The organism is Streptomyces sp. NPDC058291 (assembly GCF_042880855.1).
GTDB lineage: Bacteria > Actinomycetota > Actinomycetes > Streptomycetales > Streptomycetaceae > Streptomyces.
On record NZ_JBHVYK010000024.1, the window covers coordinates 1 to 25,250 of the forward strand.

Sequence of the window (25,250 nt, forward strand, 5' to 3'; positions counted from 1 at the left end):
AACACCGCGGTGCCCTCGACGGCGGCGGCCTCCCCGCGGACCGCGGCGGCCCCCCACCCCGGGCCCCCGCCCCCCCCGGCCCCCCCGCCCCCCCCCCCCTGCTGTGCGGCCGGCGGCAGGCGGGCCCCCGCGGCGGTGGGGGGGGGGGCCCCTCGCGTTGTCTCGCGGACAGTGTGGTCATCGCGACAGCGGATTCAGGGGCTGCGGGTGGCGTGGCTCGTCGTGCTTTGTGGCCGGGGTCGGCGGGTTCGACCCACAGCGGCGCGCAGACTCTTGTCTGTGTTGAGGACGTCGCCGCCACATGGCGGCGCTGCGGGCGGCAGGCAACGACGTCGACCAGGACGTGACTCGTCGTCTGTCCGCCGCTCCGGGCGACGACTTCGGAGACAACCCGCACGCAACGCTGCAGCACGCCGACCACGGCGTGGCCTCCAACGAGTGGCGCTTGGTCAACCTGCAGGCGGCCCGCAGTGGCGCGACCATCCCCTGCCCGCCGTGGACGGTGTGGTTCGCGACGACCGGCGCCCGGCCGGGGCACAGGCCCCGGTCCAGCAGCTGACGGCGCGTGACCAGATGCTCCGGGCAGGCTCCCTGGTCGTACTCGGGCAGGCCTGCCGGCCACGCGTCCGTGCTGCTTGCTCCAGGCGGCGGTTCGGTCGAGGACCTGACATCACTGTCCCCAGACGCCGGGCACCGGCGGGGCGGTGCGGATAACGGGACCCGGGGCGCTGCGGGCGGGGCCAGCCGATCCGGCGGCGGGCGGGGAATGACCACGAGTGATCTCCTCCAGACGTCCGGCGCATCCGCCGCCGGTGGGCAACAAGCAGTGCGCCCCGCGGCGCGGATGCCTCGGCGGGGCGCGGGATGGTGGCCGGCGGCCTGTCCGGTCCTCTCCCGGGGTCGCGCGTGACGCAGCGGGGCGAGGTCCAGGTGCAGCGACCGGAGGTCAGTGCTGGCGCGGGCTGCAGCTGGGGGCGTTGTCGGGCGTGCCGAACGGCAGCGGCGTGGGGTGGACTCGGAGCTGACCTGCCAGTGCGGAGTGCAGGGCAGAGACGAGGACGCACTCCCCGCCCCTGCCACAGACGGGACTCGGGACAAGAAAGGCAAGACAGTTGCGAAGGATGCGCCGGATCAATCGGTGGACACCGGGGTATCCGCACCGCATGTATCTCTCGAAACCGGTGAAGGCTCTCTTACTCGGCGTCGGCGTCTATGCGCTGCTCGTGTTGATGTTCCGGTACGGGCGCGGCGGCATGGCCTGGGACAAATCGCTACTGGTCGCCCTGGTCGCAGCGCCGGTGGCGCTGTTTTGGGGATGGGTGCGGGACCACTGGAACGACCGGGCCCGAGAGGCCGGCGCGAGGTGGCGGCGGAAGAGGCAGAACTGACCCGTACACGGCCGACCCGGGTTCCGGTGTGGCATCGGTCTGCGGGACGCCAAGCGGAGCACCGCCACGGCGTCCGGTGCCAGCAGGTATTCGATCAGATGCAGAGTACGGAGTGTGCCCGCAACTGGTCGGGCGGCCTACTGAGGTTGAACTCATGATGTCGTAGGGGCTGACGGCTCGTCGTCCCTGCGGTATCACCGGGGCATGCGGTATCCACAAGGGGGTGGGCTGACCGCCGAACGGCAGCAGTTCCGCGAGGAGTTACGGCTGAAGGCGGCCGAGAGGTTCGCCCAGGGCGAGGCGAGCTCGGTGATCGGCAAGGACCTGCGGGTCAGCGTCCGCTCCGTGCAGCGTTGGCGGCAGATGTGGGACGAAGGCGGTCCTCGGGCTCTGCGGTCACAGGGGCCGGCGTCGCTGCCGAGGCTGAGCCAGAAGCAGTTCGCGCAGCTGGAGGCGGAGCTGGCCAAGGGGCCGGCCGCGCACGGCTGGGAGGACCAGCGATGGACGCTCGCGCGGATCAAGACGGTGATCGGCCGGCGCTTCCACCTGACCTACACCATCCAGGGCGTGCCAAAACTGCTGGTACGCAACGGCTGGTCCTGCCAGGTTCCGGCCCGACGCGCCATGGAGCGGGACGACGAAGCGGTGGCCGGGTGGGTGAAGGAGGTTTGGCCCTGCGCGGAAGGCTCGCGGCGGCCCGTGGAGCCTGGCTCGTCTTCGAGGACGAAGCCGGCTTCTCCATGACGCCGCCGCGGGCGAAGACCTGGTCACAGCGCGGCCGGACCCCGGTGGTGCGGGTCCGCGGCCGCTCCCGCAGACGGGTGTCCATTGCCGCCCTGACCTGCTACAAGCCCAGCCATCGTTCCCGGCTGATCTACCGGCCGCGACGGGACGACGGCCGCCGCGACGGCCGCAAGAGCTTCTCCCGGCGCGACACCCGGGATTTGCTGATCGCCGCACACCAGCAGCTCGGCGGCCCGACCGTGCTCGTCTGGGACAACCTCAACGTCCACGCGGCCGCCGACCTGCGAAAGTTCGCCGAGGATCGCGACTGGCTGACCATCTACTACCTGCCGCCCTACGCACCCGACCTCAACCCCGTCGAAGGGATCTGGTCACTCCTGCGGCGCGGCTGGCTCTCCAACGTCGCCTTCAGCACCCCTGAACACCTCGTCCAGCGCATCCGACGCGGCTTACGGCACATGCAGTTCCGCAGCGATCTCACAGACGGCTGCCTCGCCGAGACCGGTCTGACCATCCGGCCCACCTGAGCAACCATGCGGCATCACGAGTTCAATCTCAGTAGTTTCCCGGCGGCCAACCACGGCGGCCGCAGGGAGCTTTTGGCGCAAGTCCAGGCAGCGCAGCCGTACGCCGGGCTCGCCGGCGTCCCGCGTCGTCCGCTCCGCTGTCGCCGTTGCCCACCATCCGGCGAGCATCTGCTGGAAGGAGAGCGCGGTCGCGTCGTCGGCGGCCGCGACGTCGACGACGACCAGGTCCTGCTCGCTCACGTGCGCCTCGTTGATGGGGTCCGTGTACGGCACTACGCCTGGCCTGCCGAGCGGGTTCCGCAGCAGCGGTGTCTTCACCCGACCGAGTGCAGGTGGTCAAAGGCTGTCGCAGCCCCAGTCCCAGCGGGCCGGGTTGCCGGGGCGCGGGTCGTACAGCGCCCAGCCTCCGGGGCCGAACTGCCCGAGTTCCGTGGCGAGGGAGACATCGTCGTCGATCTCCTCCGGCCTCCAACCGGTGATGTCGAGCAGCAGGCCGTCCAGCGGCCCGCCGACCAGTTCGGCGTAGTCCCGGTCCGGCCGGGCCCGGGTGGTCCTGGTCGCAGCCCGGCGGCGCAGCAGCTGCTATCGAGCTGGTGGACGACGAGGGGCTGAACCGCCACGGTGAGCGTCCCTACGACGACACCTACAGCCAACGGGGGCAATGAGCGCGCCGGCGGCTGCCTACTCCGGGCCGGGGTCGCGCAGCGGGTTGCGGTGACCTCAGTCCCAGCACTTCACGCTCTCGGGGAGGTTCTCGAATCGCGTGCCGGAGACGCCGAAGGAACCGGCGATGCGGAAGCCTCCGCAGCCGTGGCACGGTGTGGCGTGGAAGGGCTTGTCGCAGCGGAAGCAGGTGCCTTCCGCGCTGGTCTGGTCGAGGCGGGTAACTCGGGTGTCTGCGCTGCCACATCGCACGCAGAACGCTTCTTGGGTCTTCATGAGTCTGGTGTACGTCAGGTTCGCGGCATCGTTCCCCCTGCTCCGATCCGGGGGCGTTGCCGGCGGTCGCAGGGCGCGTGACGCCGCAGTCGCGGCGGGCCCCAGGGGGAGGCTCAACCCCGGGACCCGTGGCGTACCCGGGAGAGTCAGGGCCGGCGGCGGAACAGACCGCGGAGCTTGCCCGGTTCCTGGTCGTGGTCGTGCTCCTGTTCCAGTGGCGTGGCGGCCTGGTGGCGGGCGGCTTCGTCGGCGGCTTCCTTGCGGGCGACGTCGGCGGCGTGGCAGTGGCCGCACACGGACAGGTCCCCGGCCTTCCAAGCCGTCCTGTGGTGGATATGGGCGTCATGGCCGAAGGTGCTTGAGGGTGAATTGCGGTAGGGCGTAGGGGCCGGCCTGAGGCGCGGCCGGGTCGGTCGGGGAGTCCGCCTCGGGAATGCCTGCGGCATGGAGTTCGGCGTTGTCGACGGGGGTGTAGGCCAGTTCCGCCGGGTCGGGGAGTGCCCAGAAACGGCGGGTGTTGTTGGAAACGGCGTATGCCGTGGTGAAGCGGATAGAGGGCGGTGCGACCAGGGCGGCCCGCAGGTAGCCGACAGCGTCTCGCGGGCTCAACCAGGTCGCCAGGTGCCGGGGCTCGGTAGGCAGATGCTCGAAGCTGCCGATGCGCAGGCAGACGACGGACAGGTTGAACTTGTCGGCATACAGCTGTCCGAGCGCTTCGACGGCGGCTTTGCTCACCCCGTAGAGGCCGTCGGGGCGTACCGGCTCCTGGGGGCTGGTGAGGTGCGCGGCAGGGTAGAAGCCGGTGACACGATTGCTGCTGGCCAGCACCACCCGCTCGATTCCCGTGCGCCGCGCACCCTCCAGGACATGGTGCGTGCCGAGCACATTGGTCTCGAGCAGATCAGGGAGGGGCGCCTCGTCGGGCACGCCGCCCAGGTGCAGCACGCGGTCGGCTCCCGCCAAGGCCGACTCCACAGCGGCGGCGTCCCGCAGGTCCACGGTGTGCACCTCCTCGTTCTCGGCCTCTGGGCGGAGCGGCACGCGGTCGAGCAGGATCAACCGCTCCGCAGTGCCCCGCAGCGCCTCCCGCACCATGGAACCGATGGTCCCCGCCGCTCCCGTTACTGCCACCGTTCCCAGAATCACTGCGTCTCCCCTGATTTCGATAGTCCGGGCATCTTCGCTCCCGTTGATCCACTCAGCAAGGCGGTGGGAACCCGCGGAACTCCAGGGACCTCTTGTGCGAGACACGGGGACCTCCGGGAGCGCCGCCGACGATCCAACTTCGATGTCGTGAACGGTTCAGTCGTCCAACTTCGACGGCAGACGGTCCAGGTCCGATGTCAGAGGAGGACACCCGCCTCCAACGGGCGCGTTCCGCCGGCCCCGCACCCGGTGTCACGTTGACAGAGCGTAACTGTCACGCTCCCGCGGAAGAGTGTCACGCCTACTTCCACACGCCCGCCTTTATCCGTTGTGAAGGACCAAGAAGACCCCTCCAGGGCCCTGCTTCCCTCACCAGGCCAGAGCATGACACCCCGCCTTCGGCGTGCCGATCCATCACGATCCGTCACATCGCTCCTGAGAGGCACCCCTTCCGCGTGGGGCTGCCTCACCTTGATCTGGCTCTGCCGCGGTGTGGATCAGTGCGTGTGGACCAGGCGTGGACCTAATGGTGCGCCGTGAGCAGACAGCGAAATGCCGGCCGCTCCATGATGCTGACGCGGCATGTGGCAGACGTGCCTAAAGTTGGTGTGCCTTGCAGCCCTCGGCGATTTGAGATGCGGAGAAACGATGCGCCACCAAGCGGCCACTGACCGCGGGCCCAACACGCGGCCTGATCCAGACTCCAACGACAGCGCAGCACGCAAGCACCGGTTACGGCTCCTGGCGATCGGGTTTGTGGCCGGGGCCGCACTCGCTGTTGGTGGCATTCTCGCCTTCACGCCGATCATCGACGGGAACACCCAACCTCAGACGAACGCGAAGCCGTCCTCGAGGTCGGATGGTGACAAGAGCTCTGAACCACCGGGCCAGGGGCAGGAGTACACGCCAGCGACCGCCCGACCTGTCTCACTGCTCAAGCCGAAGTCGAACGCCAAGGGCATCGGGACCGGGTTCGAGCACTCTGGGCTCGGCGCGGAATCCGCTGCGGTCTCCTACTGGCAGGACTTCGACCTGAGGGATGAAGTGATCGCGCGCGAACAGTGGACCGCGGTCACTTCCGAGGACTCTCCCGAAACGATTGACAGAGGTGCGAGCGGAACGGTCGGAGAGCCGCTTCTGATCGCGGTGCCGAGGGATGGGAAAGCCGTCGTGAAGGCGCTTCTCTCCCGCAGCCTTGACGACAGCGGCGACATCATAGCCGTTTGGATGTTCTACGACCGCCTCGTCCCCAGTGGCGAAGAGGGTGCCGACAACAAGTCGCTGAAGGGTGAGACGACCTACTTGATCGTCAAGTGGGAGGACGGTGACTGGAAGGTGACCGAGGAGCCGCAGTACAAGGCCAAGGTGCGCGGTCCGCGTTCGTACCACCCGGACAGCAAGTGGGCTTTCGCGGCCGGATGGCGGCGGGTTGCCCAGGGCTAATTGTTCTGTCTCGGGAGGTTGTGGACGGGTGAGCCAGGTCTCGGCTGAGGGATCTTGAACGGGTGAGGGCCTTCCGGTTCGGTGTGGACCCCGACGTGTCCGTTCTCCTCACGTCACCGCACCAGCCGGAGATCAGCTCCTGAACACCGAGCTTGCAGCAATCGACGGACTCACCCGGCTCCGATCATCTGGAAGCTGAGAAGCCACCGATCCACAGGTATCGACGATTACTCCAGTCGATCTGGCCCCACTCTCAGATGATCTCGTCCGATTCGCTCGTCGCCTCGGGCGAGGCACGGGCGTTACTGGCCGTTTCGGGCGGGGCCAGAGAGACTCCTCCGCCCTTGGGCGGCCCGCGCCGGGCCGCTTCTGGCCCGGTCGGCGCTGCTAGATCTGCTGTGGTGCGTAGAGATGGCTGCTGGCCCGGCACCCGGAGGACGGCACTGTCGATCGCATCAGCCCCAGGATGTAAACCCGTGGGTCGATGCCGTACGGGAGGGGCATGTGACAGCGTTCCGTTGTGCCCACGGACCGGCCGTCGCGGCACGATTGACGATCCGTGACACGGAGGTCCCATGGCCGTCTCGCCGTTCACCGCCCACAGGAGCCTGACACGCCGCCGCATGCTGGGAGCCGCGCTGGCCGCCGGGGCCGCCGTGCCGCTCGCCGCCATCGCAAGCCCCGCGTGGGCGGACCCGGACAGGCCCGCCCCCGCCCCGGAGCGGCTCACGCTGCCCGTGCCCAACGGGCCGCACCCGGTAGGCACGGTCCCCCTGCACCTCGTCGACCGGTCACGCCCGGACGACATCGCGGGCCCCGGGCACTTCCGGGAGCTGATGGCCACCGTCTGGTACCCCGCCCGCGACGTCGAGCACTACCCGGTGGCGCCCTGGATGCCGGCCGGCGCCCTTCAGGCGTTCCTCACCGACGCCGGGTTCAGCGACCTGGTCCCCCTGGCGCCGCTCACTGCCGGCCACGTGGGCGCTCCGGTGCGGCGGTCGGGCCGACGGCTGCCCGTCGTCGTCTTCTCGCACGGCGCACACAGCCACCAGGGCGACCACACCGTCATGGTCCAGGAGCTCGCCAGCCACGGTTACGCGGTTGTGACGGTGGCTCACCAGTACGACACATACACCGAGTTCCCCGACGGCCGGGTCGCCGTCCCGCTCTACGACCGGAAAACACCGACGCTGCCCGGGGACTTCGCCGCCGACCTGCGCTTCGTCCTCGACTGCGTCGAGCAGCTCGCCGCCGGGTGCAATCCGGACGTCGACCAGCGGGAGCTGCCGGCCGGGCTGCTCGGCTCCCTCGACCCGCGGCGCATGGGCGCGTTCGGCTGGTCCAAGGGCGGGACAGCCACCGCCTGCGCCACGCTCTCGGACGACCGCATCCGGGCCGGTCTGAGCCTCGACGGTCCGATGCAGATGAACCCGCCGCTCGCCGGTGACCTGGACCGGCCGTTCATGATGATGTCCGCCGAGTACACCCGGGCCACGGATGCCGAGGCCGCCGCGTTCTGGTCGCATCTGCGGGGCTGGCGGCTGAACATCCAGGCCCAGGGCGCCGTCCATATTTCGTACGGCGACAACGAGGCGCTGTTCCCCCAGGTGGCGAAGCTGTTCGGATGGAGCCGACAGCAACTCCAGGGCGTGATCGGCACCCTCGATCCCGACCAGGCGGTGAAGATCCAGCAGGCGTACCCGCTCGCCTTCTTCGACGAACACCTCCGCCACCGCCGGGGACACCTGCTCGACCGGCCGTCCCCGGCCTTCCCCGCCGTGACGTTCCTCCCCTGAGACCCCGGGCCATGGCGCCGCGGCCCGGTCACAGGCGCCTGAGGGAGCAGGACGACTGGGCCGAGTTCTACCCGAACGCCTCGGGTTCCGCGCGCCGTGGGACAACTTGTACGACATCTGACTAGCCGTTGCTCTATCGATCTTGGTGATCGTGCGTTCGAGTCTGCCGACTCGGTCGGGTGATCTCCCGGTCGGCAGGGGATGAAAGCGGGCCTCCCGCACAGCTCGTGGGTGTCGAATCCAGCCGAGCAACAGGAGGCCCCTGGTGCCGCAGTCTTCCGTCTCCGTGACGTTGCCGTCCAACGCCGCGCCCCTGTCGTGTGATTGTCTCGCTCACCGGTTCGGGAACGCCGGGGATCGGCCGCACAGGCGTCCGAGGTACCCCTCGGACATGACCGACGCGGAATGGGCGGTCGTGCGCGACGCGATGCCCGTACCCGCCTGGCTGGAAGGCCGCGGCGGGCAGCAGGAGGGCTACTGCCACCGGCAGCTGGTCGACGCCCTGCGTTACCTGGTCGCGGGCGGCATCGCCTGGAGGGCGGTGCCCGCCGACTTCCCCGCATGGGACCGCGTCTACGCGTTCTTCCGGCGCTGGCGGGACAAGGTCCTGGTCGCGGAGTTCCACGACCGGTTGCGTGATCGGGTCCGCGAGGCAGAGGGCCGGGATCCGGAGCCGACCGCCGGGATCATCGACGCGCAGTCGGTGAAAGGGGCCGCGTCGGTGCCGACTGCCAGCCGGGGGTTCGACAGCGGGAAGAAGGTGAACGGCCGCAAGAGGCACATCGTCGTGGACGCCCTCGGGCTGCTGCTGGCCGTGATGGTCACCGCCGCATCCGTCACCGACCGCGAGGCCGGCCGGACGCTGCTGGAGCGGCTGCGTGAGCGACACTGGCGCATCTCGCTGGTGTGGGTCGACGGCGGCTGCACCGGACGCCTGGTCGACCTCGCCCGCGATGTCCTGCGGATCGCGCTGACGGTGGTCAGACGCACCGACGACACCACGGCTTCGTGGTGCTGCCGAGAGGCTGGTGGAACGGACATTCGCATGGCTGATGCACTCACGCTGCCTGGCCCGCGACTACGAGACCCGCACCGACACCTCCGAGGCGGTGATCCGGTGGTCGATGTGCATGGTCATGAGCCGCCGACTCGTCCGGCGAACACGCTGAACATCCCCGGGCGTTCCTCGGCCGGCCAGCCCCGCACGACCAGGTGCTTCACCTTCGACCGCACTCCCTCCACCTTCGCCGCGACCACCTCCAGATCCAAGGCCGCCGCGAGCTGCCGACAGTCCATCTCCTGCCCGCTCCCCGCCAGGACCTCCACAAGCCGCTGGCAGTCCGGCGCCAGCGAGTCGGGGGCGAGCCCTTCCCTCCAGGCGAGAACCACCGATCCGGGCACGGCCGAAGCGACCCGCGCAGGCCGTTCACCGGCCACCTCGGCCGACGGCGCCTCCTCGCCTGCAGGAGGTTCTGCCAGGACTTCCGCCACCGTCTGACGGGCGATCACAGACCGCTCCCACGCGGCTTCCGCCTCCTGCAGCTCAGCCTGAAGGACCTCCACCCGCTGCCGAGCAACACGCTCACGCTCCTCCAGCAGCCCCATCACCGACGGCATCCGGCACCTCCGCCGAAGAGACGACACGACACGACACCGCGTCTCTGCCACCGAGGCACCGACACTACGCCTGAGCAGCGGAAACGCACCCATCACTATCGGAAAGCAACGGCTTCCAAGGCCCCCGTCACTCGATGTCCTGCCGGTTGTCGTCACGTGTGTCATCCCCCTGCACAGCGATCCCGATCTCTTCGCTGCGACCGCCCAGACATGGAACTGACATGACAGCGGCAACCGATGTGGCGAAGCCGTCGCAGCCTGAAGCACCCGATCGGCACCGCAAGGTTTTCACAAGGTCGATGGTCCAGCTTTGGCGTCATCAAGCGCGGACGGTCGCTCTCAAGTGGTCGCCGCCGGTCAGGGAGGGCGTGGACATGCAGCAGAAGGACACGATCGCCAAGCGGATCGGCACTGGACGGGTCAGGTCGATCATCATCGTCGCGGCGCTGGGCTGCGCCGCCGTCATGGGCGGGGCGCCGACCGCCCAAGCGGGCACGGGGTGCACCCTCGGCATGTGTTCGACGACGGTGAACGACAGCGCGTACGGGGTCACGGCCTACTTCAACTGGTGCCGGGGCGGCGACAGCACGGGCGACTCGACGGCCAGCCAGCCGAAGTGCGCGTCCGACGGGGCGGCTCAGAAGACCCAGAACCTCACGGCGCGAGGCGGCCACACGCCGTACAACCAGGACTGGGACACCTTCCGTGTCGACGCCGGCTGGTGCTACAAGGTGAAGTTCGTCCGCACCGGGCAGACCGACTTCACCCGCACCTACGACCGGCGGGGCAAGTCGGCACTCTGGGTGAAGGTCGGGGACAACGCCGACGCGCACGTCCTCGACCAGGGAACCGCGTCCTGCCCCTGATCGGCCGCAAGCGCAGGCCGCCGGCGGCGCGCGCGGGTCCGGACGGGGGTCGGGGTCGGCGGACCGCCGGAACATGGGCACCGCGGGGCTGCTTTCGAACTGCCGGCGCTTGACCGCGGCTCAGGCCGAGCGCGTGTGCAACGAAGCGAAGTCGATGCTCGTAGCAGTACCCGATGATGCCACCGGCGAAGACTGGAACCGCCTCTATCACCAGCACGGGAGCTGGTAAGGAGCGACGAGGCGATGAACGCGGCTTGAGCCGGCACGACTTTCCGCATGCCCTGAGGCTGATCCAACCTCGTCGTCTCACGGTGAGGTGGGAAAAGCCTCATTGACAGCCCGGTGGCCGACCTCAGGTTGGCTTGCGCCATACGGAGATGTGCTTCGCGGAGTCCTGGGTGAACGGAGCCTCGTCCCAGTCCGCGACGCGACGTTCCAGCTCGAGTCCGGCGATCCGTGCCATCAGGTCGAGCTCTGCCGGCCAGGCGTACCGGTGTCGGGAGTTGCCGCGGCGGTAGCGGCCGTCGCCGCCGCGGGTGAAGTGGTGCGAGACGAGAATCTGCTCGACCAGGTCGAAGGTGTCGAAGCCGAGATGCTGCTCGGAGACATCGAACGGCACTGCGACCTGGCCGGGCGGCAGGAACCGCAGCGGCGGCACACCCAGCTCGATGACGAATCGGCCGCCGGGCTCCAGATGCCGTGCGGCGTTGCGGAAGCACTCGACCTGCTCGTCCTGAGTGAGCAGGTTCGTGATGGTGTTGTAGACGAGATAGACCAGGGTGAACTCACCGGGAACGGCGGTGGTAGCCATGTCCCCGATGACTACTGGGAGCGTGTCCTCGTCGATCTTGCGCCGCAGCACCGCTGCCATGTGCTTGGACAGTTCGATGCCCACTACCGGCACGCCGCGTTCCCTGAGCGGGACCCCCACTCGTCCGGTTCCGATGGCGAACTCCAGTGCCCGGCCGTCTCCGGCGAGATCGGCAAGGAAGGCGAGAGTCGGTCCGAGAACGGCAGCCGAGGAGGCGTCGGTCTCCTCGGCGTCGTAGCGGTCGGCGGTCGCACGGGTCCACAGTTCGCTGCTGGTCACGGACGGCCACCTTGCCGGATACCGAGGGGCGCTGTCGACGCATTTACGTTCTCCGCTGCGCCGCGCGCACCGCCCACAACTCGTCGCCGCCTTCCCACGGCTTCGGCCGACCCACCCCGCATCCCGGATCGGCAGTCCCGGAGTGATCCAACCACCTCGGAGATCATGGAGTAATCGTCAAGACCTGTGGACTGAGTGGTGAGAAGAAGCCGTTCGTGTCCTTGAGGAGACAAACGGATTTTGCGCGGTATGTGGCGCTGTCGCGCCAGGTCCTCTCTGTCTGCCCGCCGGTGATCGTGACGCCCGCCCTCCCAGCCGAGTTCTCCGCGGGCGCCAGGTGGCCGCAGGCGATGAGTGCGCCGATGCGGACGAGGGCGACGAGGTGAGGTGCGGTGATCGCGCGCCAGCGGACCTGGGCGGACTCGACGAGCTTGAACACCATCGCCAGGGCCGCGACCGGGCTGCCAGTTCGCCGGCCAGTACCAGGGCACCGTCTTCACCGGAGCCCGGGTCGAGCTCGTCATGAGCCAGGCGGATTCCGCGGTCAACGAGAGCGCCCTGCACATCTACGACGTCCTCAACCGCCCCGAGCGCATCTTCCCCTCCTGGCCGGGCAAGTCCGTCTACGGGCGAAGGCACCCCTGCATCGGCTCGTCAACGCGACCAAGATCGACGACCAGCAGGACCGAACCCGCCTGCGAGACCACGGCCCGACCGCCGCCCTCGACCCGGACACGCGGGTACGACCCGCTACGCTTCTTCACCTGGAGAGTGCTCCTTTCCCTGCAGCTGACAGGACCCTCGACAAGTCCCATCGTTGCAGGTCAGCAGCGCTCTCCTTTTGTTTGATCAAGACCTGGACAGCCCCACCCTCGTGAAAGCCCGAGGCCAACAGAAGCTGTTGATCATGTGCTTTTCGGCTTCGGTGGTCGTTGGTCTGGTCGTGGGGAAACGACAGTCGCGGCCTTGGATCGTGTCGGATGAAAGCCTCAGTAAGAGGTCGTCTCATTTGGTGAGCCGGCGGTAGCAAATGAGGGTGCAGGCGATGGCGGCGGAGGCCAGGAAGTGTTCGGCTTTGCGTTCGTAGCGGCGGTGGAGCCGACGGCAGCCGGCGAGCCAGGCCATGGTGCGCTCGATCGTCCAGCGGTGGCGGCCCAGCCGTGTGGAGGATTCGATGCCCTTGCGTGCGATGCGGTGCGTGATACCGCGCTTGCGCAGCCATCGACGCAGGTGGTCGTAGTCGTAGCCCTTGTCGGCGTGCAGCTTGGCGGGCTTGCGTCGGCGTGGGCCGCGGCGGGAGCGGATCAGGGCCTGGCTGAGGACGTCCTGGAGGGCGTAGTCGATCTCGCCGTGAACGGTCACGACACGGATGCCGTCGACGACCGTGCGCTGCGCGCGGAGCGGGTCTGATCGGTCGGAGTTGGGGTGTCGGTCATGGTCTCCTCGACTGCGACCTGGAGGACTCGCCGATCGACACGCCCCACTGGTCGCCGTCCGGGTCCACCACGAGCCTCGACTGACAGTGAGGGTGGGACGCGGTGAGCCTGCCTGCGGGGACCGGCTCGCCGATTGACCGACGTCTCGTCCGACTTCGCCAGACCGCACCCGTCCTCCATGAGGAAGCGCGTGGCACGGAGGAACTCCTCCCGAATCAGGAGGAGCAGAACGACGATTCCGCCCACGATGTCGCCGTGACCATCGCGGGTTCGGCTGCGGCAGGTCCGTCCCCGCCCTTCGGCTCACCGAGCAGGCGACCGCACATTCGGGCTGGAGCCGGGCCCCCGTTTTCCCCCCGACTCGCCACCCAAGGACTCCTGGGACGTCGAGAACCACCTCTGGGCACCCAGGCTCGGCATGTACGGTGTCCAGCGCAGCCACCTGCTGGGCAACGTCTTGTTGCTGGTCGGCAGGGGCGGGTGCGGCGGTTCGCCCAACGGTCCGGGCGATCGCCCGGACCGGTGCACCGTGACCGAACTCCCGCATGATCGCATCGGCCAAGGCGCCCTTCGCGCCCAGGAAGCTGTGTACAGGCGGAGAGCGGGGCCGGTAAGGCACTGGACAGCAGATCCGAGCGCGGACACGATCGCGTTCATGACACTCGAGGATGCCATTGTCGCCACTGCCGACCGGATCGCGGAGCTGCTCCAGGCGGGGGCCGACCCACACACGCCGCTGCCGGGCGCGGAGTGGACGGTGGGGGAGGCGGCGGCTCACCTCGCGCTGGCGGGGAAGCTGATGGCGGACATCGGAGCGGGCGAGGACCGCCCTTACGGCGATGGGACGCCGAGCGGCCTCGCGGCGGCCAACCGTGCGGCTCTGGCCGTCTTCCCGCAGCGGGATCCTGCGGTCCTCGGCGCGGAGATCGCGGATACCGCCCGAGCCTTCGTCGCGGCCGCGGCCGCGGCCGGCCGCAGTCCGCGGGAGGCGGTGCTGACGCCGATGGGGCCGATGAACCAGGCCGCCCTGGGCTCGTACCTGCTCACGCACCTGCTCGGGCACGGATACGACATCGCGGTCGCGCTGCGCGGGCCCCACATGGTCAACCGGGAAGTGGTCGCCTTCACACTGCCCTTCATGCGACTGGCCATGCCGCGTGCAGTGAACGCCGGCGCGGCCGGCCACCATGCGTGCTATCTGCTGCGGATCGGCCGCGACCGCTTCGCCGTCACCTTCGCCGACGGCGTGCCCACGGTCACCGGCACCCCGCCCCGGCGGCCCGACTGCACGATCGCCATCGACCCCGTCGCCTTCCTCCTCCTCGCCCTGGGCCGCTGGACCGCCCCCACCGCCATGGCCCGCGCCAAGGTCGTCGCCTGGGGCCGCAAACCGTGGCTGGGCCTGCGCTTCCCGATGCTCTTCACAGCGCCATAGACGAGCGAGCAGACTGCCGCCGGACGGCCTCTTTGACAACAATGAGGACACGAGCCCGCCAGCCCTTCGAGCAATGGCGAACGCTTACCCGTGGCTGATCTCGACGCACCCCGCAACGCTTCTCATGCAGATGCAGGGATAGGCGTCGTGGCGGCCGTCGGGACACAGGGCGACGACCTGATCGGCGAGGCCATCCGGGCGGGCTGGATGAGGATCTGGGAAAACCGTGCACCTGGCGCTGGGCGCCGATGCCGACCGGACTGCACGCTTCTTCGCCTGCGGCATGCTCGGCAACACGCTCACCGCCATTGGACTTCCCCGTCGGGGGAAATAGCCAGAGGGCCAGGAAGCCTTCCGGACGGACGAGGCGTCAGCGCACGCCTGCCGCATCCAGCAGGGTGACCACCGTGGGGGCGATGAGTCCGGTCATGGTGTCGGCTCCGATCCCGGCGCGGGCGCGGGCGCCATCGAAGACCAGGATCAGCTGCCGGGCCAGCAGATCGGGGTCGCTCGCGCCGCCACGCTCGGCCTCGGTGCGGAAGAAGGCGGTCAGTTTCGCCTTGATCCGGTGTGCCACCTGGCTCGCAGGGTGACTCTGGTCCTTGAGCTCGATCTGCACAGCCGGGTACCGGCAGCCTCGGAAGGCGGGCGCGCCCTCCCTGCGACTCCAGTTGCTCGAAGACGTGCAGGATCCGCTCGCGGGGGAGCGGCCGTCGTCCGCCGGGGGCAGGAGAGTGGCCACGAAGGGGGCAGTGCGCTCCTCCAGGCTTGCTGCCAGCAGGTCGTCCTTGCTGTGGAACAGCTGGTACATGGAGCGCTTCGACACACCCGCCGCCTTGCACAGCGCGTCGACGCCGATATTGACGCCGTCCTGGTAGGTGAGCGTGGCCGCCGCCTCCAGCAGGCGCTCTCTGGAAGTTGACTTCACTTCGGAGGTCCTGTCGTGAGGTTAACTCGAAACAGGCGAATCGAAACCGATCGGTTTTCAGCGATGCGGGGAGCCGACCGGCGCCGTCCAGGCACTGAAGTCCGCTCAGAGGCTCGGCGACGGTCTCGGGGGAGAAAAACCGTTGCCGAGCCCTGACGGTGTGCACGCCCCTCGTCCCCACGGGGGCGGCACACACGGGGTCACTCCGCTCAACGGCCCCGTCCTGGGAGATGCGGAAGGAATTCCGCTACACCGGGGTGGCGTTCTTCTCGGGGTCCGTCTCGGCAGGGATGCGGTGCAGCCCCTTGCGGTCGTACCACCCCAGCACGCCGAAGCCGAACAGCGCGGCCGCCACGAGGCCGACGGCCATCATGACCCAGCCCCGGGTCAGGCCCGCGTCGCCCTGCGCGCCGTAGTAGAGGATCGAGCGGACGCCGCCGGCGATCTGCCGCAGGGGCTCGAACTCCGCGAGGAAGCGGTAGAAGCCGGGCAGGGCCTGGATCGGCGTGGTGGCGTTGGCCGTCGGCACCGCCATCCCGATGAAAACCAGCGTGGCCACCAGCATGCCGGGGGTGCCGAACACCGCGAGGAGGGTGAGCGCGCCGATCCCGGAGATTGCGACGGCGCACACCGAGTACAGCCACAGCAGCGGCAGGTGCGAGGCGTCCATACCCATGATGCCGACCGCCCCGACCATGACCAGGGTGCCCATCAGCAGCGACAGGGCCGCCATGAGGGTGCTGCTGATGGCGAGGGTCTGGACCCGGGTCGCCCGGATCAGCGGGCGGTGCATGCGCAGCGGGCCCAGGTCGTTGTGAGGGTAGCCGAGGGTGTGGTCCACCTGGCCGCTGATGACGTTGGCGGAGAGCATGCCGACGACCGCGAGGGCGAGCGCGTAGTAGAACGCGGTGAGGCCCAGGCCGCTGTGCGAGTCGAGGGGATGGCCGTCCTTCACCGTGACGGCAGCCGGATCGGCGAGCAGGACGCGGGCCGCGGCGGGCAGCTTCTTCTGCGCGGGCCTGATCTGGGCGGTCAGTTCCTGGCCAATGTGGAGCGAGGCGCTCTCGGCGGCCTGCGTCGTCGCGACCCGCGCCAGACTGGAACCCAGGCTGCCGGCGGACTGGTTCGTCAGCACCGTCAGCGCCGGGCGGACCGGGTTTCGGCGGCCGTGGTGCCGGTCAGGGCGGCGACCGAGGACGTGAAGTCGGCGGGCACGACGAGCGCACCGCACAGCTTGCCCTTGCCGAGTTCCTCCTTCACCTCCCTCTCGTCCATCACCTTCCATTCGATCTTGTCCCCTCCTGCGGTGGACTTCTTGATCGAGTCGGTGATCTGGGCCCCCAGGTTGACCTGCTTGCCGTCGGCGGCAGCGCCCTTGTCGGCGTTGACCAGGCCGACGGGCAGGTTCTTCATGTGGCCGGCCGGGTCGATGTTGGCGCCGACGTACAGCACGGCGAACAGCAGCGCGAGAACGCCGGTGATCACACCGCTGGCGATCCACGGTCTTCTCCCGATGTAGCTGTGTTGTCCAGGCCGGAGTAAGTCATGAACGGAATTCATCCCTTCCGCATGCTGCGCGCGAAACCCCTGGACGGCACCATCGCCGGACCGGGAATCTGCAGACTCAAAAACGCCTTCGGCACCCGAAGCCAACCGTGGATCACGGTCTCGGCCGCCTCCCCTGGGGAAACCGATCGGTTTCCGGCCGAGGGGCGCGAGCAGCGGCATGGCCACCAGTGCGGGCAGGGCGCTGGCCCGCAGGATGAGGTCGCGGTGGGGTGCCCGGCGATGCCGGGCGGTCCGGCGACGGCCACCGCCGTGTAGACAGCGACGAATGCGCCCATCAGGGTCACGGTGGCCGCGTAACGGGCGACCAGCCGGCCCCGCCGCAGCGGCCGTGGCATCGCGGTGAAAGCTCGGAGCAGGCCCCGCCCGTGTCCTGGCGCGGTGTGGGGCGCAGGGTGCGGCGTACGGGCAGCAGGCTCAGAGCCATGAGGGCGGCGCTGATGAGGAACACCCGGGCGCCATCCGGGCCCGGCCGCGACGGCCGGGGCTGCGATCCGCATGAGGACGGCGGCGCCGAGCATGCGGCTGGTTACACAGGTGAGGGCGATCGAGCGCCGCTGAGGTGCGAGATGGTGGGCAGTGTAGGAGAACGCGGCGGGCGCGAACGCCGCAGCTGTCAGTCCCTGGTCGACGCGGAGCGCAATGGCCCAGGTCAGGGGCCGTGCTGACCGCGGCGGTCGCGACCGTTGCCGCCACCAGCCCGGTGGCCATCACCGCTTGCACTCCGTACCGGTCCGTCAGCGGACCGGCGACGAGAAAGCCGGCGGCGTAGGCGAACCCGAACGACGACGCGGTCCAGGTGACCTGTCCGGTCGTGGCATCCAGCAAGGTGGCCATGGGGTGGATAGGGGCCAGGACAAGGACGGTGTACATCTGGCCGACGACCAGGACGCCGAGCGCGGTCAGCAGCGCGATCGCCGCAGTGGCGGGGGCCCAGTCAGGGGGCGTGAGCGGTGCACCGACTTTGGCCAGGTGCCGGGGAGCGACGGGGTGTCGGCCAGGCGCAGGACGGCGATGTCGGCGGCTTGGCCGGGGGTGAGGGTGGCGCTGGTGTGCGGCGTGGTGAAGTCGGTGGCGGCGGGCAGGACGAGGGTGCCTGCGCAGTCGATGACGATCATGTTGTCGTCACCTGCCGCGGTCAGCAGGCCGGGGCCGATCCCGACGATCACGGAGCCGCCGATCAGAACGTCGGCTTCCTGCCAGTCACCCAACAGCGGATTACCGGTGATGACTGTGCCCGGTCAGCAGCAGTGGGCGCCCTTCCGGGTCACGCAGGGCGCATAGGACCTCGTCGTCGCGGCGCGGCGCCGTCCAGGGTGTGGTGGTCATGTCGGTATCTGCTTTCGGTTTCGTCGGTGGTGCTGGGGTGAGGCCCTGATGTCGGGACGCGTGCTCTCTCCTGCGGAGCGTGGGCGCGTCCCCCCCTCGCTCTTCGGGCCGGGTGAGGCGGCGGACCGCCTCCCTGCGGCCCGGAGGAGGTGCCCAGGTCTTCGATGGGGTGGTGCTCAGGCCGCGGGGGTGTTGAGCACGTACTCGCGGGAGGCGTGGACCTCGGCACGCAGAGCAGGCAGGTCGACGTCGAGGACCTGGCCGTTCCATTTGCGAGGTTCGCCGTTGATGAGGACGGCGCTGATGTTGCGGGCATCCGAGCCCAGCACGAGGGTGCCGACGGCATCGTTGAGCGGCATGTTGTTCAAGTCTTCGGCCTGGATCACCAGCAGGTCGGCCTTCCTGCCCGGGGTGAGCGAGCCGGTGATGCCGGCCAGCCCGTTGGTGCGGGCGCCCTGGAGAGTGGCGAAGAGCGCTGAAAGCCACGGTTGGCAACCGGAGCCCGGGAGGACCATCCAGTCCATCTACGCATCGACTCACAGTTCGCACGTATGCAAGCTGCAACGATGACTGCTCTCGGTGCGCAGAAAGATCCACGCCCGGGTGCGCTGGAGGTCACCCTCCTGGACGCGTTCGAGGAACCGCAGCATGTCGAGGGGGAAGGCGCAGGGTCGTGCATGTGTTCGATTCTAGAGAGTAGGGTGACCACCCGGCACTACGAGGAGGGCGCGACCAGCAGAAGGACGGCATGGACGACGACGCCCTCGCGTTCCTCCGCGTCGACCCCGCCGCCCTGGAGCGGGCCCCTGAGCGGCCGACGCGCGCCGATTCATGGCCGCGTATCGATATCTATTCGGCCGACCGGCGCCGCTGCTCGTCCTGCCGGGCGCTCGCCGTCGCGACACGCGTCGTCCGCCCGGCCGGGTACGGGCCGCGCTGGCACGATCGGTGCCGGGCCTGCATGATCGCCGGGATCCGGCTCACGTGGGAGGCAGGCACTCCCACGGAAGGCCGCTACGAAGTGACCCTGCTCCTCGAGGAGCGCCCTGCCACGGAGGGCTGGTGGCAGGAGCGCGCGACCGCAGAGCGGAAGTACCTCGCCTGGATCGGCGAGTACGGCAGCCGTGCCGGTGCAGGGTCACCCTCACCGACGAGGACGGCGGCGACGTCCTGGCGAGCTGGCCCGACGGCAAATGATCGTCCGTCAGTCGAAGAGGACGCCGGGGCGGCAGCTCGCAGCGCGTGAGCCGCCGGTCAGCCGGGACTGACCGCGCCCGCGGCAGAAGACGATGGCGACGTCGGCGCGACCCCGGTCTGCGAGGTTCGAGCCGGACCCGCAGCGGTGCCGGCCGCAGGCGAGTGGAGGACGCCGTAGTCGCGGTGGAAGCGGTTGGCCTCGGCTGCGGAGCCCGTCAGCCGGTGGAGCCAGAACCCGTAGGCCACCGACTCCATCTGCTCCTGTGTCAGCATCAGCCGCCACCGGCCCGCACCGCGATCGTGGACGGCCGTGCGGACCCGTTCAGCGAGCCCCTCCGCCGGCGGCGTTGTCACTGAGGTTTTCAGGGTGGGGTCGGTGGTGCGAGGGTCAGGCCGGTGGCGGTGAGGCAGCCGTCGATCAGGGTGGGCCGGAGCTGGATCCTGCGTAACTCCCGGCGAAGGACACGGTCGAGGTCGTCGGGTGTGTCGGAGGCGGTGTTGGCCATGGCCCGGCGTGCCAGTGACCAGAGGGCCTCGACGGGCTTCAGTTCGGGTGCGTACGGCGGGAGGCGGACGGTGGTGAGCCAGTCGTGCTCGGCCTCGTACTGTTTCAGCCCGGACGCCAGGTGGGTGTTGAGACCGAGCAGCAGTGACGGTCGGGGAGTTGGCCGGGCCCGCAGAACGCAGGGCCGCACTGCCGCCCTCGCGCCAGGCCCGGCGCCGGCGTTCCACCGACCGCACGCTCACCCGCAGGTCCTTCGCGATCACCGCGGTCTTCTCGCCCGCCCCGAACCTCTCACCGGCCTGGAGCCGGATCTTCTCCCGAAACGCCCGACGCTCAGCGGTCAGGCCCCCACCCCCCGGATAACGCATGCCACCGGCATACCGCAGGGATCATGAACCGTCACTCCCCGACGACAACCCGAAAGCCTCAGTAGGAGCCGAGCGGGTCTCGTGAGCCGGCGCAGGCCGACGGACAGCATGAGGTCCTGGTCGGTCTCAGTCCGCGCTGAGGGGGATCCGCAGCCGCACCCGGTAGCCGCCCTCCACGGTCGGGCCCGCCTCCAGGGTGCCGTGCAGGATGTCGGCCCGTTCCCGCAGGCCGACCAGACCGTGCTGTGAACCGGGGAGGGACAGAGAGGGACGTGTGGGCGGGGTGTTGGCGACGGTCACGCCGACGGTGTCGCCGTCCTGCCACAGTTCGACGCGGGCGGTGGCGCCGGGGGCGTGCTTGCGGACGTTGGTCAGCGCTTCCTGGACCGTGCGGTAGAGGGCCCGTTGGGCCGGTGTGCCTACGGTGGGCGGGAGTTCACCTTTCAGCTGTGCGTGAGTGCCGCTGGATTCCACAAGTTTGTGCAGGTCGGCCAGGGTGGGCTGAGGCGTCAGCTCGGTGGCGTTGCCGCCGGAGGCGCGCAGCAGCGTGACCATGGTGCGCAGTTCGTCGAGTGTGGTGACGCTCAGGGAACGGATCGTGCGGGCGGCCTCTTTGGCGTTCGGGTCCTGGGCGGCGACCTGCATGGCTCCGGCCTGTACGGCGATCAGGCTGACCTGGTGGGAGACCACGTCGTGCATCTCGCGGGCCAGCTGGGCGCGTTCGCGGGCGAGCACGGCCTGGGCATGCAGGGCCCGCTCGTGCTCCCTGGCCTCCTCGATCTCGGTCAGTCGCCGCGTCAAGTCCCGGTGCGCCCGGAGGAGCTGTCCGAAGAGGACCGGGGCCGCGGCGGTGGCCACGCTGTACACGAAGTCGATCAGCGTCATGGTCCGGCCGACCTCGGCGAAACTGGCCAGGGGCCACGGAATACTGCCCGCGACTGCGGCCAGGGCGACGCATCCCGCGAGGAGAGGACGGTTGCGGGAGCGTTCGGCCAGGGTGAACAGCGCCACGAGCGGGGCGAGGGCGATCGTCTGCGTCAGCGCGATGGGCAGGGTGAGCAGGAAGACGCCGAGCGGGAACCTGCGCCGGAAGGCCAGCGCGGCGCAGCCGAGCGCGGCCGGCGCGACGCCGGGACGCGTGTCGTCCCACAGGATCGGCAATAGGTCCAGGGCGGCCACCGCCACCAGGACGATGTCGACGACCGGCGCGGGCACTCGCTCCCACAGGACGCGTGCGCGATTCATCGTGTGGCCTCGGGCTGCGGGCGCGCATCGAGCAGCCCGGCCCGCTGCGCCAGCAGCGCGGCCTGCACCCGGCTGGTCACGCGAAGCTTGGTGAGGATCGCGCTGACGTGGTCCTTCACCGTGCCGGCACTCAGGTGGATGCGCACCCCGATGTCTGCGTTCGACAGGCCCTCCGCCACCAGGACGAGGACATCGCGCTCGCGGGCGGTGAGCAGCCGGACGCGGGCCGCCTCCTCGTCGACGGCGGCCTCGGTGCGGGGGTGGCTGTGCAGCAGGGTCCGCGACGCCTTGGCGGACAGCACCACGCCGCCCGCGGCCAGGGTGCGCACCAGGTGGGCGAGCTGTTCCGGCTCGGTGTCCTTGAGCAGGAAACCGGCAGCGCCGGAGTGCAGCGCGGTCAGGATGTATTCGTCGGCGTCGAACGTGGTCAGCATGGCCACCACCGGAGCATCAGGCATCGTCCGCAGCTCGCGCAGGACGGTGAGCCCGTCGACGTCCGGCATCCGGATGTCCAGCAAGACCACGTCGGGCCGCTCCCGGCGGACAGTCGCCACGGCGTCGCCGCCGCTCGCGGTCGCGACGACCTCGATGTCCTCGGACGCGCCCAGGATGAGCCCGAACCCCGACCGGACCAGGGCCTCGTCGTCCACCACCACTACCCGGATCACGTGCGCTCCGCCTCACCTTCGTCCCTACCACCCGGCTCATACCGCCTCGACCCTAAAGCCCCGGAGCGCACCTGCAGGGTCTCGAGTGGCAGCTCCAGCCACCCGGCGGGGTATCGCCCTCCGGTCGGCAGGGGCACGGCAGCCTTCTGCCGGATACTCCGCGGCTCGTCCGGTCTCCAGCCTGAGAGCCATGACTCAGCACGCAGACTTCCCGCCGGCTGACGCACCGTCCTCTGAACGCGAGCGCGGTGAGCCCTCGCCGGGCGCGGCCGGCGAGGGCCGGCTGGTTGGGCTGGACCTGGCCCGGGGTCTGGCCGTCTTCGGCATGTACGCGGTCCATGTGGGCCCCGCCCCGGGCCAGGACGGTGTCATCGGCTACCTGATGGAGCTGGCGCAAGGCCGCTCCTCCGCCCTGTTCGCCGTCCTGGCCGGCTTCGCGGTCGCTTTGATCACCGGGCGCCGCACACCGAAGACCGGGTTGGCCGGCCGCCAGGCCGTCGCCAAGGTAATCATCCGGGCCGTGATCCTTCTGGCCCTCGGCACCGTCCTGACCATGACCGGCACCCCGGTCGTGCCGATCCTCGCCTTCTACGGACTGTTCTTCCTGCTCGTTCTGCCGTTGTACCGGCTGGGCGCCAAGCCGCTGGCGCTGATCGCGGTGGGCTGGGCCGTGGTGGGCCCGCAACTGCTCTACGCGCTGAAGCCGGTGGTCGGCGGCCGCGTATTCCTCTCCTACGGCCAGGCCGACGGCCCCCTCTCGCTTTTGTTCACCGGCGGCTATCCGGCCCTGACCTGGGTTCCGTTCGTCATCGCCGGTATGGCTGTCGCCCGCTGCGACCTGGCCGCCACGGCGGTCCGGATACGCCTGGCTCTCACCGGCGTCGCCCTCGCCGTCACCGGCTACGGCGGCTCCTGGCTGGCGGTGCGTCTCGTACCCGGCGCCGCCGAGGCCGTCCGGAAAGCCGAACAAGGATCGGGCATGTCATCCATGCCGTCCATGCCGTCCATACCGTCCATGCCGTCCGGATCGTCCATGCCGTCTGTATCGCCCGACAGCATCGGCATCTTCGGCGACACCCCCGCCGGGATGCTGGCCTCCGCCCCGCACAGCGAGGCGACCCTGTCCATCGTGGCCGCCACCGGTGTGGCGATCCTGGTGATCACCGCGTGCCTGGCCGTCATGGACGCCTTCCCCAGGCTGCATCGCCTGGCCAAGCCCGTCATCGCGGTCGGCTCGATGTCTCTGACGGCGTACGTCTACCACATCGTCGCTATCTGGCTCCTGAACACCGAAGGCCAGACCGCCTCGCCCTTGTACGTCCTGCTCGGGTTCATCGCGTCCGTCACCGTCCTCGCCACCCTCTGGTCCCGCTTCTTCCAGCGGGGGCCGCTCGAATGGCTGATGGGCCGGGCGACCGGGATCGCCCGGCGCGTTCAATGAGACGGATCGAGGGAGCGCGACCTCGCGAACCACAAGAAGCGCGATTCCGTAGTGGCCGACCACCAACGAGCGGCCTCGATCATCGTCCCCTCAGGTTGAGGGTGACGGTGTAGCCGAGCTGGTTGAGGGCGGTGACCGTGCGGCGGGTGGCGCGTTCGGGGTCGCGCTGGGCGAAGTAGGTGCCGCCGAGGTCCTGGTAGGAGACGTGGCCGGTGAGCATGTGCCAGATCGCGGTGATGATCGAGTGCTCGATGGCGACCAGGGCTTTGAGCGGTCCGCGGCGTGCGGCTGCGACCTGCGCAGCCGTTTGTAGCGGGCCTGCAGATAGGTGTCCTTGGTCCTGGCAGCGCCGACGGCAGCCAGGCCGAGGGCGCCCCTGAGATACGGGTTGCCGGGGCGGACCTTGGTGTTCTTGGTGCGGCAGGCGGACTCGTGGTGGCCGGGGCAGACCCCGGCCCAGGAGGCGAGGTGCTTGGCGGAGGCGAAACGGTTCATGTCGCCGCCGGTCTCCGCGATGATCACCTCGGCGACGGCCCGGTTGATCCCGGGGACGGTGTCGAGGAGGTCGAGCGCGGGACGAAAGGGGGCCCTCGCCTCCTCGATCCGCGTGTCCAGTTGCCCGATGGCCGGAGGGGTTTTGGGCCTGGTTCGGGGAGTGTCGCTTCGTGAGTCGACCGGGCCACGATGCGTCCCGAAACGCCTGGCCGCCAAGCTGGCCGGGAGGAGTGGCGGCGCTGCCCTCTCTTGCCCGCGTTCTGTTCGTCCTGGACGGCGCCGGGCCCGCCGGTGTCGACAGACGATCGGATCAGCGCCCTGCCGCGGAGTAGGTCCCAACCCGCTCCTCTCGTGTCAGGAGCTGGTGCGGCCGGGTTCGGAGGAGAGGTTTGTTCGGGCGCGATCGGTGCAGACGATGAACTGACACAGCCTGTACATGACGAAGCGGAGAGGCACCATGGGCATCATCGCGTGGATCCTTATCGGCCTGCTCGCCGGCGCCATCGCCAAGGCCTTGATGCCGGGCAAGGACCCGGGCGGCATCATCATCACCATGCTCATCGGCATCGTCGGCGGTCTGCTCGGCGGCTGGCTCGGCAAGGTCGTCTTCGGCGTCGACTCCATCGACGGGTTCTTCGACCTCTCCACCTGGATCGCCGCGATCGCCGGCTCCGTCATCCTGCTCGCCCTCTACCGCCTCGTCACCGGCAACCGGCACTCGCACCGCCACGCGACCCGCTGACGGCACAACGCCCCCGGCCCACCTGGACGGCTCCCTTCCCTGTTCGCGGGACGGGAGCCGTCAGCGTGTACGGGCAGGCCACCCGGCGATCCACCCGCCGGTTACCGACGTCCGGGGGCCAACCGCGTCCGGCCGCCGTCCGAACAGGCACCTGCGCAGCCCGGTGGCATGATGGGGCTGCTCCTCGTGGGCAGGCGATAGCTGTGTCATATGCCCCGGCTGAGCTCGTCTCGCGGGTGAGTTCTTGCCTGGAGCAGGCCGGTTTTCCGGTGCTGGGCGACGCGGACAGCGGAATTCCGGGACTGCGGGTGGCCGAGGTGCCTTCGGACCGCCCGCTCG

The 25,250-nt window shown here is 69.6% G+C and carries 27 protein-coding genes and 6 pseudogenes; 13 read left to right on the forward strand and 20 right to left on the reverse strand.

The features are described 5' to 3' along the window. Positions 1-301: 301 nt before the first annotated feature. The 4 genes from ACFVYK_RS14865 to ACFVYK_RS14880 all read left to right on the forward strand — a co-directional run bounded on the left by ACFVYK_RS14865 (position 302) and on the right by ACFVYK_RS14880 (position 2,659). A complete protein-coding gene (locus ACFVYK_RS14865; RefSeq protein WP_389773288.1) occupies positions 302-559 on the forward strand; it encodes a hypothetical protein in 258 nt (85 codons plus the stop codon). A gap of 604 nt (positions 560-1,163) precedes the next feature. Next, positions 1,164-1,388, forward strand: coding sequence for a hypothetical protein (locus ACFVYK_RS14870; RefSeq protein WP_356564354.1), 225 nt, complete (start codon positions 1,164-1,166; stop codon positions 1,386-1,388). Between the two features lie 204 nt (positions 1,389-1,592). Then, on the forward strand, positions 1,593-2,132 hold the full coding sequence (locus ACFVYK_RS14875) for a transposase (RefSeq protein ID WP_389773291.1): 540 nt from the start codon (positions 1,593-1,595) through the stop codon (positions 2,130-2,132). Beyond that, a complete protein-coding gene (locus ACFVYK_RS14880) occupies positions 2,129-2,659 on the forward strand; it encodes a transposase (protein WP_389773502.1) in 531 nt (176 codons plus the stop codon). Before ACFVYK_RS14875 ends, ACFVYK_RS14880 begins: the two co-directional genes overlap by 4 nt. Here the strand turns inward: ACFVYK_RS14880 and ACFVYK_RS14885 are convergent. The 4 genes from ACFVYK_RS14885 to ACFVYK_RS14900 all read right to left on the reverse strand — a co-directional run bounded on the left by ACFVYK_RS14885 (position 2,582) and on the right by ACFVYK_RS14900 (position 4,693). Continuing rightward, positions 2,582-2,977, reverse strand: coding sequence for a DUF6207 family protein (locus tag ACFVYK_RS14885; RefSeq protein WP_389773294.1), 396 nt, complete (start codon positions 2,975-2,977; stop codon positions 2,582-2,584). The genes ACFVYK_RS14880 and ACFVYK_RS14885 overlap by 78 nt on opposite strands. 402 nt (positions 2,978-3,379) lie before the next feature. Beyond that, positions 3,380-3,598, reverse strand: a complete 219-nt coding sequence (locus ACFVYK_RS14890; RefSeq protein WP_389773296.1) for a hypothetical protein — start codon at positions 3,596-3,598, stop codon at positions 3,380-3,382. A 146-nt stretch (positions 3,599-3,744) separates the two neighbouring features. After that, positions 3,745-3,894, reverse strand: a complete 150-nt coding sequence (locus ACFVYK_RS14895) for a hypothetical protein (RefSeq protein WP_389773299.1) — start codon at positions 3,892-3,894, stop codon at positions 3,745-3,747. Positions 3,895-3,940: 46 nt separating this feature from the next. Then, positions 3,941-4,693, reverse strand: a complete 753-nt coding sequence (locus ACFVYK_RS14900; protein ID WP_389773302.1) for an NAD-dependent epimerase/dehydratase family protein — start codon at positions 4,691-4,693, stop codon at positions 3,941-3,943. Positions 4,694-5,500: 807 nt separating this feature from the next. Here ACFVYK_RS14900 and ACFVYK_RS14905 point away from each other — a divergent pair. From ACFVYK_RS14905 to ACFVYK_RS14920, 4 genes are all read left to right on the forward strand, one after another. Then, a complete protein-coding gene (locus tag ACFVYK_RS14905; protein ID WP_389773305.1) occupies positions 5,501-6,187 on the forward strand; it encodes a hypothetical protein in 687 nt (228 codons plus the stop codon). A 575-nt stretch (positions 6,188-6,762) separates the two neighbouring features. Beyond that, positions 6,763-7,983 carry an alpha/beta hydrolase family protein gene (locus tag ACFVYK_RS14910; RefSeq protein WP_389773308.1) on the forward strand — a complete coding sequence of 407 codons (1,221 nt, stop codon included), beginning with the start codon at positions 6,763-6,765 and terminating at the stop codon, positions 7,981-7,983. 391 nt (positions 7,984-8,374) lie between these two features. After that, on the forward strand, positions 8,375-9,481 hold the full coding sequence (locus ACFVYK_RS14915; RefSeq protein ID WP_389773311.1) for an IS5 family transposase: 1,107 nt from the start codon (positions 8,375-8,377) through the stop codon (positions 9,479-9,481). Between the two features lie 493 nt (positions 9,482-9,974). Then, positions 9,975-10,466 (forward strand): hypothetical protein, encoded by a 492-nt coding sequence (locus ACFVYK_RS14920; RefSeq protein ID WP_389773314.1) that lies wholly within the window; start codon positions 9,975-9,977, stop codon positions 10,464-10,466. Positions 10,467-10,818: 352 nt separating this feature from the next. On the opposite strand, the gene ACFVYK_RS14925 is transcribed toward ACFVYK_RS14920, so the two are convergent. The 3 genes and pseudogenes from ACFVYK_RS14925 to ACFVYK_RS14935 all read right to left on the reverse strand — a co-directional run. Further along, a complete protein-coding gene (locus ACFVYK_RS14925) occupies positions 10,819-11,556 on the reverse strand; it encodes a class I SAM-dependent DNA methyltransferase (protein WP_389773317.1) in 738 nt (245 codons plus the stop codon). 334 nt (positions 11,557-11,890) lie between these two features. After that, positions 11,891-12,022 (reverse strand): annotated as a pseudogene (locus ACFVYK_RS14930) (IS256 family transposase); the annotation flags it as partial. 539 nt (positions 12,023-12,561) lie between these two features. Beyond that, positions 12,562-12,861 (reverse strand): annotated as a pseudogene (locus ACFVYK_RS14935) (transposase); the annotation flags it as partial. 786 nt (positions 12,862-13,647) lie between these two features. On the opposite strand from ACFVYK_RS14935, the gene ACFVYK_RS14940 reads away from it, so the two are divergent. Then, on the forward strand, positions 13,648-14,427 hold the full coding sequence (locus tag ACFVYK_RS14940) for a maleylpyruvate isomerase family mycothiol-dependent enzyme (protein ID WP_389773320.1): 780 nt from the start codon (positions 13,648-13,650) through the stop codon (positions 14,425-14,427). A 370-nt stretch (positions 14,428-14,797) separates the two neighbouring features. Here ACFVYK_RS14940 and ACFVYK_RS14945 read toward each other — a convergent pair. The 3 genes and pseudogenes from ACFVYK_RS14945 to ACFVYK_RS14955 all read right to left on the reverse strand — a co-directional run bounded on the left by ACFVYK_RS14945 (position 14,798) and on the right by ACFVYK_RS14955 (position 16,840). Next, a pseudogene (locus tag ACFVYK_RS14945) lies at positions 14,798-15,355 on the reverse strand (TetR/AcrR family transcriptional regulator). Between the two features lie 247 nt (positions 15,356-15,602). Next, positions 15,603-16,490 carry a DUF3533 domain-containing protein gene (locus ACFVYK_RS14950; RefSeq protein WP_389773323.1) on the reverse strand — a complete coding sequence of 296 codons (888 nt, stop codon included), beginning with the start codon at positions 16,488-16,490 and terminating at the stop codon, positions 15,603-15,605. Between the two features lie 2 nt (positions 16,491-16,492). Beyond that, positions 16,493-16,840: a YhgE/Pip domain-containing protein gene (locus tag ACFVYK_RS14955; RefSeq protein WP_389773326.1), complete on the reverse strand. Its 348-nt coding sequence runs from the start codon at positions 16,838-16,840 to the stop codon at positions 16,493-16,495. A 60-nt stretch (positions 16,841-16,900) separates the two neighbouring features. On the opposite strand from ACFVYK_RS14955, the gene ACFVYK_RS14960 reads away from it, so the two are divergent. Continuing rightward, entirely contained in the window at positions 16,901-17,179 is a 279-nt protein-coding gene (locus ACFVYK_RS14960) for a hypothetical protein (protein WP_389773329.1), read from the forward strand. A 159-nt stretch (positions 17,180-17,338) separates the two neighbouring features. Here the strand turns inward: ACFVYK_RS14960 and ACFVYK_RS14965 are convergent, their stop codons facing one another. The 3 genes and pseudogenes from ACFVYK_RS14965 to ACFVYK_RS14975 all read right to left on the reverse strand — a co-directional run. Then, positions 17,339-17,893 carry an MFS transporter gene (locus tag ACFVYK_RS14965; RefSeq protein ID WP_389773504.1) on the reverse strand — a complete coding sequence of 185 codons (555 nt, stop codon included), beginning with the start codon at positions 17,891-17,893 and terminating at the stop codon, positions 17,339-17,341. Further along, positions 17,824-18,132: a hypothetical protein gene (locus ACFVYK_RS14970; protein WP_389773332.1), complete on the reverse strand. Its 309-nt coding sequence runs from the start codon at positions 18,130-18,132 to the stop codon at positions 17,824-17,826. Before ACFVYK_RS14970 ends, ACFVYK_RS14965 begins: the two co-directional genes overlap by 70 nt. Before the next feature lie 294 nt (positions 18,133-18,426). Beyond that, positions 18,427-18,720, reverse strand: a pseudogene (locus ACFVYK_RS14975) (amidohydrolase family protein); the annotation flags it as partial. Between the two features lie 278 nt (positions 18,721-18,998). Between ACFVYK_RS14975 and ACFVYK_RS14980 the strand changes: the two are divergent. Beyond that, on the forward strand, positions 18,999-19,496 hold the full coding sequence (locus ACFVYK_RS14980; RefSeq protein WP_389773335.1) for a hypothetical protein: 498 nt from the start codon (positions 18,999-19,001) through the stop codon (positions 19,494-19,496). A gap of 8 nt (positions 19,497-19,504) precedes the next feature. Here the strand turns inward: ACFVYK_RS14980 and ACFVYK_RS14985 are convergent, their stop codons facing one another. From ACFVYK_RS14985 to ACFVYK_RS15005, 5 genes and pseudogenes are all read right to left on the reverse strand, one after another. Next, positions 19,505-19,858, reverse strand: a complete 354-nt coding sequence (locus ACFVYK_RS14985) for a DUF6417 family protein (protein WP_389773507.1) — start codon at positions 19,856-19,858, stop codon at positions 19,505-19,507. Beyond that, on the reverse strand, positions 19,810-20,142 hold the full coding sequence (locus tag ACFVYK_RS14990; RefSeq protein WP_389773338.1) for a transposase: 333 nt from the start codon (positions 20,140-20,142) through the stop codon (positions 19,810-19,812). The genes ACFVYK_RS14985 and ACFVYK_RS14990 overlap by 49 nt, the downstream gene beginning before the upstream one ends. A 49-nt stretch (positions 20,143-20,191) precedes the next feature. After that, positions 20,192-20,320: pseudogene (locus tag ACFVYK_RS14995) on the reverse strand (transposase); the annotation flags it as partial. A gap of 126 nt (positions 20,321-20,446) precedes the next feature. Continuing rightward, a complete protein-coding gene (locus ACFVYK_RS15000; protein ID WP_389773341.1) occupies positions 20,447-21,565 on the reverse strand; it encodes a sensor histidine kinase in 1,119 nt (372 codons plus the stop codon). Next, positions 21,562-22,233, reverse strand: coding sequence for a response regulator (locus ACFVYK_RS15005; RefSeq protein WP_389773344.1), 672 nt, complete (start codon positions 22,231-22,233; stop codon positions 21,562-21,564). Before ACFVYK_RS15005 ends, ACFVYK_RS15000 begins: the two co-directional genes overlap by 4 nt. A gap of 190 nt (positions 22,234-22,423) precedes the next feature. Here ACFVYK_RS15005 and ACFVYK_RS15010 point away from each other — a divergent pair, with 190 nt between their 5' ends. After that, positions 22,424-23,674: a DUF418 domain-containing protein gene (locus ACFVYK_RS15010; RefSeq protein WP_389773346.1), complete on the forward strand. Its 1,251-nt coding sequence runs from the start codon at positions 22,424-22,426 to the stop codon at positions 23,672-23,674. Positions 23,675-23,753: 79 nt separating this feature from the next. On the opposite strand, the gene ACFVYK_RS15015 is transcribed toward ACFVYK_RS15010, so the two are convergent. Together ACFVYK_RS15015 and ACFVYK_RS15020 are read right to left on the reverse strand one after the other, a co-directional pair. Further along, positions 23,754-23,894, reverse strand: coding sequence for a hypothetical protein (locus ACFVYK_RS15015; RefSeq protein ID WP_389773521.1), 141 nt, complete (start codon positions 23,892-23,894; stop codon positions 23,754-23,756). 149 nt (positions 23,895-24,043) lie between these two features. Next, a pseudogene (locus ACFVYK_RS15020) lies at positions 24,044-24,196 on the reverse strand (transposase); the annotation flags it as partial. A 430-nt stretch (positions 24,197-24,626) separates the two neighbouring features. Between ACFVYK_RS15020 and ACFVYK_RS15025 the strand changes: the two are divergent. Continuing rightward, positions 24,627-24,911 carry a GlsB/YeaQ/YmgE family stress response membrane protein gene (locus ACFVYK_RS15025; RefSeq protein WP_389773509.1) on the forward strand — a complete coding sequence of 95 codons (285 nt, stop codon included), beginning with the start codon at positions 24,627-24,629 and terminating at the stop codon, positions 24,909-24,911. Positions 24,912-25,250 lie beyond the last annotated feature (339 nt).